The sequence below is a fragment of the Actinophytocola sp. genome (assembly GCF_050699935.1).
Classification (GTDB): domain Bacteria; phylum Actinomycetota; class Actinomycetes; order Mycobacteriales; family Pseudonocardiaceae; genus Actinophytocola.
Genome location: NZ_JBOHGB010000007.1, coordinates 107902 through 118642, shown reverse-complemented (window position 1 = coordinate 118642; position 10741 = coordinate 107902). Strand labels below are relative to the sequence as shown.

The following is a 10741-nucleotide window of genomic DNA, read 5'->3' as shown; positions in this document are numbered from 1 at the left end:
GTTCGTACGCGGCCCGCGGGTGAGCGCCGCCTTCGGGCCGGACGGCGAGCCGACGAAGGCCGCGCAGGGCTTCGCCCGCGGTCAGGGCGTCGACGTGTCCGCGCTGGAGCGGGTCGAGGTCGACGGCGTCGAGCACGTGGGGGTGACGAAGACCGACGTCGGCCGGGGCGCGGTAGAGGTGTGCGGCGGCGTGCTCGGCGAGCTCGTGGCCGAGCTGCGGGCGGACAAGAACATGCGGTGGAGCGACCCGAAGCTGTCGTTCAGCCGGCCGGTGCGCTGGCTGGTGGCGCTGCTCGGCTCGGAGGTCGTCCCGGTCGCGGTGTCGGCACTCGCGTCGGGCCGGACCACGCGCGTGCACCGGACCGCCGCGCCGCCGGTCGTGGACGTGCCGTCGGCGGCCGGATACCTGGACTTCCTGTCCTCGCACGGGATCACGGCGTCGATGTCGGACCGCCGCGCGGCGATCGTGTCCGCGGCGCAGGCGCTGGCCGCGTCGGTCGGCGGCACGATCGACGTCGAGGGCGAGTCGGCCCTGCTCGACGAGATCGCGAACCTGGTGGAGGAGCCGTACGCCATCCTCGGCGGGTTCGCGTCGTCCTACCTCGAGCTGCCGCGGGAGATCCTGACGACGGTGATGCGCAAGCACCAGCGGTACCTGCCGGTGCGGTCGGCGTCGGGGGAGCTGCTGGCCCACTTCGTGGCGGTGGCGAACGGCTCGTGCGACGCGGACGCGGTGCGCGCGGGCAACGAGGCGGTGCTGCGGGCGCGGTACGAGGACGCGAGCTTCTTCTGGCGTGCCGACCTGAAGGTGACGCCCGCGGCGATGAAGGCGGAGCTGTCCCGGCTGGCGTTCGAAGAGCGGCTCGGCTCGATGACCGACCGCGCGAACCGGATCGCCGCGGTGGCCACGGACCTCGCGCCCGCTCTGTCCGCTTCGGACCAGGCGACGCTCGGGCGGGCGGCGGCGCTGGCGAAGTTCGACCTGGGCTCGCAGATGGTGATCGAGCTGACCAGCCTGGCCGGTGTGATGGCGCGCGAGTACGCGGTCCGCGCGGGGGAGCCGGCGGAGGTGGCGCAGGCGCTGTTCGACATGGAGCGCCCGCGGTCGGCGGGTGACGCGCCGCCCGCGTCGCTCCCGGGTGCGGTGCTGGCGCTGGCCGACCGGTTCGACCTGCTGGTCGGCCTGTTCGCGGTCGGTGCCGCGCCGACCGGCAGCTCGGACCCGTTCGGCCTGCGGCGCGCGGCGGCCGGCGTGGTCAGCATCCTGCGGGCGCACCCGCCGGTGCGCTCGATCACGTTGTCGCGCGGCCTGTCGGCGGCGGCGACGCACGTGCGGGCGCAGGGCATCGAGGTCACCGACGCGACCCTGGCCGAGGTCGCCGAGTTCACGACAAAGCGGTTCGAGCAGCAGCTGCTCGACGCCGGCCACGACCACCGGCACGTGGCCGCGGTGGTGGCCCTGCCCCCGGCGACGGCCGACGAGACACTGGCGGAGATCGAGCGCCGGGTGGGCGACCCCGACTTCGCCGCGCTGGTGGCGGCGCTGCAGCGGGTCCGCCGCATCGTGCCGGCGGAGACCCCGGCGAGCTACGACCCGGCCCGGTTGACCGAGCCGGCGGAGAGCGCGCTGCACCAGGCCGTCGTGAAAGTCTCGGACTCGCTCGGCGCGGGTCCGCACCCGCTGGCGGACTTCGTGGCGTCGGCGACGGACCTGACCGCCCCGATCAACACGTTCTTCGACGACGTCCTGGTCATGGCCGAGGACCGCGACCTGCGCGCCGCGCGCCTGGGCCTGCTCGCCACGATCCGCGACCTGGCCGCGCCGGTCCTCGACTGGCAGGCCCTGGGCACCAGCTTCGCCCCGGAGTAACCGCGAGTCCCCCGTTCCCGACCGCGAGTCCCCAGCTCAGGACTGCCGGAGCTGGGGACTCGCGGTTAGAGGAGGACTACCTCGCGGGTGCCGTCCGTACCTTTGACGACCAGCTGTTCCCGGTTCTCGCGGACGGCTCGGTAGATGAAGTCGCCGTATCCGACGAGGCGACGGAGGGCCTCGGTGAGGGTCACGCCCTCGCGCTCGATCACGTTCTCGAGAGCAGCGACGGTGTCTGGGGATACCGCCACGTTGATCCGCTTCGGCTCCGCGCGCTGGCTTTGGGTGGTCTCGGCTCCTGCGCTCTTAGCCGACATGATCACATCCCGTGATGGTAGGTAGGGGCCAAACGGGTTAAGTGTATGTGTGGTGCCAGCACAGACGCAACACGCCAACTACACGTAATCGACACTTACGGACTGTTGAACCAGTGTCGACACCGCGTTATTCTCGTAGCTTGGCGCCGAGGAGGGCGACACGCACATGCCAGACACCAGTTCCGCCCCATATCGCGAACACACAACGACCTGGCGCGTGCACGGCGACCTTGCCGAACCGTGCCCGGACCGCAAGCCGAAACGACAGCTGCTGCGGAGCGGCATCGACCCGATCGACGAGACCTGGTTCGACGCCTCGGAGTGTCCTGTCGACACCCCGCTCTTCCTACTCATCCCCGTGCCGCGCTAGGAGCCAACTCGGAGTGGTGCGGAGGACCCCGCTTCGACCGTGGGGCCGTGCGCGTGGGCATGAACGGACCGACGAGCAGTAGCGGTCCTCGTCGCGGATGTCGTGGCGAAGGGCGTCCGCGCGTCAGGGCTGGTCGGAGTCGTCGGAGCGGCGACGACGACGCCTGCGTGACCGCCTGGTGTCGAACTCGCGTCCCGGGTTGACGCTCGCGCCCACACCGAAGAACGCGCCCACGATCGTCGCCGCCGCGCCCAGCAGGAGCGGCAGCATGATCCGCGCCAGCTCGGTCGCGAAGTCCGCGCTGATCGCGCGCACCCACAACCCGAGCACCAGCGCCAGGATCGTCAGCAGGATCAGGGAGCCCACACCCAGCAGCACCCACTTCTGCATCCGCAGATAGTGGTGCCGCGCCGCCGACTTCGCCTCGATCTCCTCCTGCTGTGCCTTCAGTTCCAGCTCCCGCCCGCGCGCGATCAGCTCCCGGTTGCCGGGCACGGACCGGTCGACCCAGGTGCCGTCCTCGTCGACCACGCCCGGCGGCGGCTTCCGGAGCCGGCGCAGCAGCCTCGACGGGTCGGGGGCCGGGGTCATGACGAATCCGGCAGTGGGAGCAGTGCGATGAGCGGCGTGTCGACGGGCTGGTCCACGCAGTCCTCGAACCAGGTGACCTCCACCCGCGCCGCGCCTTCCGCGTCACGGCCGATGATCGGCTCGGGACGCTGGCTCGCTGCCGGGCTGGTGTCCTGCATGATTTCGCCGTTCCTTAGGTGTGGCCGGCGATGCGTGGCACCGCCGGGAAGCGGGACCGGAGCGGGGTGTTCGCCATGCGAACGTCACTCTATAGAGCAGGGTAACTCCAGAATGCCACATAAACAACGACTATCGTGTGGGTAGTACGTGTTGCATCCATGTATTTGGCGTGCCAAACTTGGGGCGGCTGCCTAGTGGCGGCGGACATACGGCCATACGGAGGCGTTGTCCGGGGCGGGATCACAACAGGTCGATCAGTCGTCAGGAAGTGCTCGCTATGCGCACAGATCAGGATGTGGTCATGTCGGGTAACCGCCCGGACGTCGAAGCCGCTCATGAGAGCCGCCCCCGCACCGAACCGAAGCGGATCAACGTGGCCATCTCGCCGGACATGGTCCGCGCGCTGGAGAACGTGATCAAAGGTGAGGGCGTCACGCTCACCGAGGCGCTACGGCGCCTCGTCGGCTACGGCGACTTCGTCTACCGCGCCATCAGGGAAGGTGGTGAGCAGTTGACGGTCACCGGACCGGACGGCACCCGTGAGGTCGTCCTGCTCTAGCGCGTCCGGCGACGCGGCGTCCGGCCGACCGGCTGTGCCGGTATGGGGCGCCGTGGAGCCGGCGGCATCGGCCGGCGCACCGGCACGGCGCTGATCGTGAGGTCCTCGCCGTGGTGGGTCACGGACAGCTCCGGCCCCTCCAGCAGCTCGTACGTCGCTTCGTCTGGACGGATCTCCACAGCGAAGCGGCTGCCCCGGTAGGTCATCCGGAAAGCCAGTCGGGTGATCGCCCGGGGCAGCCGTGGGGCGAAGCCGAGCGAGCGGTCGTGGTCGCGCATCCCGCCGAACCCGGCGACGGCGACCACCCACGCACCGGCCAGCGAGGCGATGTGCAGGCCGTTGCGCACGTTGTGGTGCAGGTCGTGCAGGTCGGTCAGCGCCGCCTCGGCGAAGTAGTCGAGCGCGAGGTCGAGATGGCCGACCTCCGCGGCGAGCACCGCCTGCGGGCACGCGGACAGCGAGGAGTCCCGCACGGTGCGCGGCTCGTAGTAGGCGACGTTGCGTGCCTTCTGCTCGGCGGTGAACGCGTCACCGCGCAGGTACATCGCCATGACCAGGTCCGCCTGCTTGACCACCTGCTTGCGGTACAGGTCGAAGTACGGGTAGTTCAGCAGCAGCGGGTAGTGCTCGTTCGGCGTGTTCTCGAAGTCCCACTCGGCATGCTCGGTGAACCGCTCCGACTGCGGGTGCACCTCGAGCACGTCGTCGTAGGGCAGGACCATGTTGTCCGCCGCGTTCCGCCAGGCCTTCGTCTCGTCCTCGGTGACGCCGAGCATGGCCGCCGCCTCGGGCTGGCGCGCGCAGATGTCGCTCGCCTCGCGCAGGTTCCGTTGGGCCATCAGGTTCGTGTACACGTTGTTGTCCACCACGGCGGTGTACTCGTCCGGACCGGTGACGCCGTCGATCCGGAAGCCGCCGTGCACGTCGTGGTGGCCGAGCGAGGTCCACAGCCGCGCGGTCTCGACGAGGAGCTCGACGGCGTGGTCGTGCTCGAACTCGGTGTCCTCGGTGGCGGCGAGGTAGCGGACCGTGGCGTCGGCGACGTCGGCGGAGACGTGGAACGCGGCCGTGCCCGCCGGCCAGTACGCCGAGCACTCGGCACCGTTGATGGACCGCCAGGGGAAGGCGGCGCCGTCGAGGCCGAGCGCGTCCGCCCGCTCGCGCGCTTTGTCCAATGTGGAGTGTCGCCAGCGGAGCGCGTCGCGGGCGGACTCGGGCACGGTGTAGGTGAGCACAGGCAGCACGTAGGTCTCGGTGTCCCAGAAGGAGTGTCCGTCGTAGCCGGGGCCGGTGAGGCCCTTCGCGGCGATCGCCCGGCTCTCGCCGCGGGCCCCGGCCTGCAGGACGTGGAACAGCGCGAAGCGGACCGCCTGCTGCAGCTCGTCGTCGCCGGTGATCTCGACGTCCGCGTTGGCCCAGAAGTCATCGAGGTAGCGCCGCTGCTCGGTGAGCAGGCCCGCCCAGCCGGTCTGCAGCGCGCCGGACAGTGCCGCGTCGACCTGAGCGCGCAGCGCGGGCGCGGACCGGCGGGCCGACCAGCCGTAGCCGAGGTACTTGGTGAGGCACAGCTTCGAGCCGGCCGGCACGTCGACCGCGGCGGTGAGCCGGGCGAGGTCCTCCTCGGCGTGGATGTCGCAGCGCAGCCCGTCGTCGGTCTCGAGTTCGTGGTCCATCGCGGCGGCCAGCCGCAGGTGGGACCTCCTGGTGCGGTGGACGAGCACCGCGCGGTAGTCCTTCGCCACGGCGTCCTCGGCGACCAGCGGCGAGGACAGCGTAGCGGCCACGCGGGGGTCCTTGCTCTTGGACTCGATCGGCTCGTTGGCGAGCAGGTCCGACTGGACGACCAGCTGCACGCCGCCGTCCATGGGCTCGACCTCGTAGCGGATCGCGGCGACCGCACGCTGGGTGAAGGAGACCAGCCGCTCGGTGCGCACCCGGACCCGGCGGCCGGTCGGCGACTCCCAGACGGTGTCGCGGCGCAGCGTGCCGGAGCGGAAGTCGAGCACGCGGTGGTGCTCGACCGCGCGGCCGTAACGCATGTCGAGGGGCTCGTCCTGGACGAGCAGCCGGACGATCTTGCCGTCGGTGACGTTGACGATCGTCTGGCCGTCCTCGGGGTAGCCGTAGCCGGCCTCGGCGTAGGGGAGTGGGTGCTGCTCGTAGAAGCCGTTGAGGTAGGTGCCGGGCAGGCCGCGCGGCTCACCCTCCTCGAAGGTGCCGCGCAGCCCGATGTGGCCGTTGGAGAGCGCGAAGATCGCCTCGGTCTTCTCGAGCGCGTCGAGGTCGAGGGTGTTCCAGCGCAGTTCCCAGGGGGAGACCTGGAAGCCGTGGTTGTTCATGACTCGTCCAGCAGCTCGGCGAGGTCGGTGACGACGATGTCCGCGCCGTGGGCGCTCAGCGCGTCGGCCTGCCCGACCCGGTCGACGCCGACGATGTAGCCGAAGCCGCCGGTTCGGCCGGCCTGCACGCCGGAGAGCGCGTCCTCGAACACCGCGGACGCGGTCCGGTCGACGCCGAGCGCCTCGGCGCCGGCGAGGAACGAGTCGGGCGCGGGTTTGCCCTTCAGCGCGCGTTCGGCGATCACGACGCCGTCGATCCGCGCCTCGACGTACCCGGACAGGCCGGCCGCCTCGAGCACGGCCTCGCCGTTGGCCGAGGAGGTGACGACGCCGATCCTGATGCCGGCCGCCTTCGCGGCCTGGAGGTAGCGCACCGAGCCGGGGTAGGGGTTGACGCCGCGCTCGGCGATGATCTGCTGGACGCGCACGTTCTTCCGGTTGCCCACGCCGTGCACCGTGTCGTCGGAGGTCGGAGCGTCCGGCGCTCCCTCGGGCAGGGTGATGTCCCGCGAGGCGAGGAACGCGCGCACCCCGTCGAACCGCGGCCGGCCGTCGACGTAGTTGTTGTAGTCCGCCTCGGTGAAGGGCTCGTACGCGGCGCCGTCCCGTGCCCGCAACAGCGAGTCGAAGGTTTCCTTCCAGGCGGCGCGATGCAGCTCGGCGGTGCCGGTGAGCACACCGTCGAGGTCGAACAGGCAGGCGGTCACGTGGTCTGGAAGGCCGATCACAGGGGGCACGCTACCCAACCCGGGGCCGCCCTGTACGCACCCCGCCCGATCCTCGTAATGAGACTGTCAGGTAGTGGACCGACCCGGCGGCACCACACGGGTGCCGCCGGATCGGATACGTCCACTGGCCCTAGCGGGACAGACCAGACGATCGTCGGGACGCGTCGTTCACCGCTCGCCGTAGCCGCCGCCGCCCGGGGTCCGGATCTCCAGGGTGTCGCCCGGCTCGAGGTCGGCGCTGTCGCAGCCGGACAGCTCACGCACCTCGCCGTTCGCGCGGAGGATCCGGTTCCGGCCCAGGGCGCCGGGCTCGCCGCCCGCCATGCCGTACGGCGGCACGCGGCGGTGCCCGGTCAACGTCGACACCGTCATCGGCTCGCGGAAGCGGATCCTGCGCACCGCGCCGTCACCACCCCGCCACCGGCCCGCGCCGCCGCTGCCCCGACGCACGGCGAACTCGTCGAGGAACACCGGGAAGCGCCATTCCAGCACCTCCGGATCGGTCAGCCGCGAGTTCGTCATATGGGTCTGCACCACCGACGCCCCGGGGAAACCGTCACCGGCCCCCGAGCCCGAGCCCACCGTCTCGTAGTACTGGAGGCGCTCGTTCCCGAACGTCACGTTGTTCATGGTGCCCGAGCCTTCCGCCTGCGCGCCCAGCGCGGCGTAGAGCGCGCCCGTGATCGCCTGCGACGTCTCCACGTTCCCCGCCACCACGGCCGCCGGGTAGGTCGGCGCCAGCATCGAGCCGGGCGGGATGACTATCCGAAGTGGACGCAAGCAGCCGTCGTTGAGGGGGATCTCGTCGGCCACGAGCGTGCGGAACACGTACAGCACGGCCGCGGTCGCGACGGAGGACGGGGCGTTGAAGTTCGTGCCCAGCTGCGGGGACGTGCCGGTGAAGTCGATGACCGCGGAGCGGTCGGCCCGGTCGACCGTGATGCGCACGGCGATCACCGAGCCCGAGTCCAGCTCGTAGCGGTACTCGCCGGCCGCCTGGGACGTGGCGAGGGCGTCGATGACCCGCCGGACCGCCTCCTCGGCGTTGTCCTGCACGTGGCGCATGTACGCGCGCACCACGTCCAGTCCGAAGTGGTCGATCATCTTGCCGACCTCCGCCACGCCCTTGGTGTTCGCGGCGATCTTGGCCCGCAGGTCGGTGAGGTTCGTCTGCGGGTCGCGGGAGGGATACCGCGCGGACGACAGCAGCGCGAGCGTCTCCTCGTCGCGCAGCCGGTCGTCCTCGACCAGCAGCCAGTTGTCGAACAGCACGCCCTCCTCGTGCACCTCGCGGCTCGTGGCCGGCATCGAGCCCGGCGTGATGCCGCCGATCTCCGCGTGGTGACCGCGTGACGCGACGAAGAACAGCAGATCCTCGCCGGAGAACACCGGAGTCACGACCGTGACGTCCGGCAGGTGCGTGCCGCCGTGGTACGGGTCGTTCACCGCGTACACGCTGCCCGGCCGCATCTCGCCGCCCGCGCGCCGGATGACCTCCTGCACACTCGTGCCCATCGATCCCAAGTGGACCGGAATGTGTGGCGCGTTCGCGATCAGGTTGCCCTCGGCGTCGAACAGCGCGCACGAGAAGTCCAGCCGCTCGCGGATGTTGACCGACTGCGCCGTCGACTCGAGCGCGGTACCCATCTGCTCGGCGATCGACATGAACAGGTTGTTGAAGATCTCCAGCAGCACCGGGTCCGCCCGCGAAGCATCCACATCGGACTCATCGGCGACGGTCGCCTCGCGGGCCACGAGCAGGTGCCCCGACTCGGTCAGCGAGGCGCGCCAGCCCGGCTCGACCACCGTGGTCGCGTTCGCCTCGGCGATGATCGCCGGGCCGGTGACCGACTCGCCGGGGCGCATGCGTTCCCGTTGGTGCAGCGGCGCGTCCCGCCAGCCGCCCGCGGTGTAGAGCGACACCGTGCCCGGTTCGGCGGGCTCGCCCGCGATCGCGGCGTGCGAGAGGTCCGGCTGCTCGGTCAGGCCGGTCGCCTCGACCGACACCGCCTCGACGATCAGCGGGCGGTCCATGAGGAACGAGTACGTCCGCCGGTAGCCGCTCTCGAACTCGGCCGTCATGTCCGCCGGTGAGCTCAGCTCGACCTGCACGGTGGTGTCGGTGCCGTCGTAGCGTAGGTGCGCGCGGCGGGTGACCCGGATGCGGTCGGCCGGCACGCCCTCGTCGTGCAGCTCGGCGGTCGTGGTCGCGGCCAGCTCGTCGGCGACCTCGCGCAGCCGGGGCATCGTGCCCGCGTCCAGCGGGGCGACCACGGACTGCTCGCGCATCGCCGTCGTGTTCGCCAGACCGATGCCCAGCGCGGACAGCACGCCGGCCATCGGCGGCACGAGCACGGTCCGGATGCCGAGCGAGTCGGCGACCGCGCACGCGTGCTGGCCACCCGCGCCGCCGAACGTCGTCAGCACGTACTCGGTGACGTCGTGGCCCTTCTCGACGGAGATCCGCTTGACCGCGTTCGCCATGTTGGCGACGGCGATCCGCAGGAAGCCCTCCGCGACCTGCTCGGGCGTGCGCCCAGTTCCGGTGTGCCTGGCGATCTCGCCGGTCAGCTCGGCGAACTTCGCGCGGACGATCTCCGCGTCGAGCGGCTCGTCGCCGTCCGGGCCGAACACGTGCGGGAAGTGCGCGGGCTGGATGCGGCCGAGCATGACGTTGGCGTCGGTGACGGTCAGCGGGCCGCCGCCGCGGTAGCAGGCCGGGCCCGGGCTCGCGCCCGCGGAGTCCGGGCCGACGCGGTAGCGGCTGCCGTCGAAGTGCAGGATCGATCCGCCGCCGGCGGCGACCGTGTGGATCGCGAGCATCGGCGCACGCAGCCGGACCCCGGCGACCTGCGTGTGGAAGACGCGCTCGTAGTCGCCCGCGAAGTGGGACACGTCGGTCGACGTGCCGCCCATGTCGAAGCCGATGACCTTGTCGAACCCGGCGAGCTGGGACATCCGCGCCATGCCGACGATCCCGCCCGCAGGCCCGGACAGGATCGCGTCCTTGCCCCGGAAGTGACCGGCCTCGGCGAGCCCGCCGTTGGACTGCATGAACATCAGCCGCACGCCCGCGAGCTGGTCCGCCACCGCGTCGACGTAGCGGCGCAGCCCGGGGGAGAGGTACGCGTCGACGACGGTGGTGTCGCCGCGCGGGATCAGCTTCATCAGCGGGCTCACCTCGCTGGACAGCGAGATCTGGCCGAAGCCGAGCTCCTCGGCGAGCTTGCCGATCGCCTCCTCGTGCGCGGGGTGGAGGTGGCTGTGCAGGCAGACGACGGCGAGCGCGTCGATGCCGTCGTCGCGTGCCTGTCTCAGCTCGGTGCGCAGCGCGTCGAGGTCCGGCGGGCGGATGACGGTGCCGTCGGCCTGGATGCGCTCGTCGACCTCGATGACCCGCTCGTAGAGCAGCTCGGGCAGCTCGATGTGCCGCGCGAAGATCTTGGGCCGGTTCTGGTAGGCGATGCGCAGCGCGTCGCGGAAGCCCTTGGTGATCACCAGCGCGGTGCGCTCGCCGCCGCGGGTGAGCAGCGCGTTCGTGGCGACGGTGGTGCCCATGCGGACCTGGTCGACAGTGACTTTGCCGCTGACGGCGCCGCTGTGCGCGGGCATGTCGTCGTCGGGTCCGAGGCGCAGGAGCGCGCGGATGCCGGCGACCGCGGCGTCGGCGTAGCGGGCCGGGTTGTCGGAGAGCAGCTTGTGGGTCGTGAGTGCTCCGTCTGGGTCGAGCGCAACGATGTCGGTGAACGTGCCGCCGCGGTCAACCCAGAACTGCCACCCGGTCATCTACCCAGTGTTACCCACCTGG

Annotated in this window: 9 protein-coding genes; 3 read left to right on the top strand and 6 right to left on the bottom strand. The window is 71.2% G+C overall.

Features of this window, described 5'->3' with window-relative positions; all coding sequences use genetic code 11:
- Positions 1 to 1870: glycine--tRNA ligase subunit beta (glyS, locus tag ACRDTB_RS05095; protein ID WP_431428766.1), on the top strand; the 1870-nt coding region annotated here is incomplete at its 5' end.
- 65 nt (positions 1871 to 1935) lie between these two features.
- Here the strand turns inward: glyS and ACRDTB_RS05090 are convergent.
- Positions 1936 to 2187, bottom strand: coding sequence for a hypothetical protein (locus ACRDTB_RS05090; RefSeq protein ID WP_431428765.1), 252 nt, complete (start codon positions 2185 to 2187; stop codon positions 1936 to 1938).
- A gap of 217 nt (positions 2188 to 2404) precedes the next feature.
- On the opposite strand from ACRDTB_RS05090, the gene ACRDTB_RS05085 reads away from it, so the two are divergent.
- Complete coding sequence (locus ACRDTB_RS05085; protein WP_431428764.1) at positions 2405 to 2557, top strand: hypothetical protein; 153 nt, start codon at positions 2405 to 2407, stop codon at positions 2555 to 2557.
- 123 nt (positions 2558 to 2680) lie between these two features.
- Here the strand turns inward: ACRDTB_RS05085 and ACRDTB_RS05080 are convergent, their stop codons facing one another.
- Both ACRDTB_RS05080 and ACRDTB_RS05075 read right to left on the bottom strand, forming a co-directional pair.
- A complete protein-coding gene (locus ACRDTB_RS05080; protein ID WP_431428762.1) occupies positions 2681 to 3148 on the bottom strand; it encodes a hypothetical protein in 468 nt (155 codons plus the stop codon).
- On the bottom strand, positions 3145 to 3306 hold the full coding sequence (locus tag ACRDTB_RS05075; protein ID WP_431428760.1) for a hypothetical protein: 162 nt from the start codon (positions 3304 to 3306) through the stop codon (positions 3145 to 3147). Before ACRDTB_RS05075 ends, ACRDTB_RS05080 begins: the two co-directional genes overlap by 4 nt.
- A gap of 302 nt (positions 3307 to 3608) precedes the next feature.
- Here ACRDTB_RS05075 and ACRDTB_RS05070 point away from each other — a divergent pair, with 302 nt between their 5' ends.
- On the top strand, positions 3609 to 3866 hold the full coding sequence (locus ACRDTB_RS05070) for a hypothetical protein (protein ID WP_431428759.1): 258 nt from the start codon (positions 3609 to 3611) through the stop codon (positions 3864 to 3866).
- Here the strand turns inward: ACRDTB_RS05070 and ACRDTB_RS05065 are convergent.
- The 3 genes from ACRDTB_RS05065 to ACRDTB_RS05055 all read right to left on the bottom strand — a co-directional run bounded on the left by ACRDTB_RS05065 (position 3863) and on the right by ACRDTB_RS05055 (position 10719).
- Positions 3863 to 6205, bottom strand: coding sequence for a glycoside hydrolase family 65 protein (locus ACRDTB_RS05065; protein WP_431428758.1), 2343 nt, complete (start codon positions 6203 to 6205; stop codon positions 3863 to 3865). The two genes, ACRDTB_RS05070 and ACRDTB_RS05065, sit on opposite strands and share 4 nt — an antisense overlap.
- Positions 6202 to 6933: an HAD family hydrolase gene (locus ACRDTB_RS05060; protein ID WP_431428755.1), complete on the bottom strand. Its 732-nt coding sequence runs from the start codon at positions 6931 to 6933 to the stop codon at positions 6202 to 6204. The genes ACRDTB_RS05065 and ACRDTB_RS05060 overlap by 4 nt, the downstream gene beginning before the upstream one ends.
- A 168-nt stretch (positions 6934 to 7101) precedes the next feature.
- Positions 7102 to 10719 carry a hydantoinase B/oxoprolinase family protein gene (locus ACRDTB_RS05055; protein WP_431428753.1) on the bottom strand — a complete coding sequence of 1206 codons (3618 nt, stop codon included), beginning with the start codon at positions 10717 to 10719 and terminating at the stop codon, positions 7102 to 7104.
- Between the last annotated feature and the right edge of the window lie 22 nt (positions 10720 to 10741).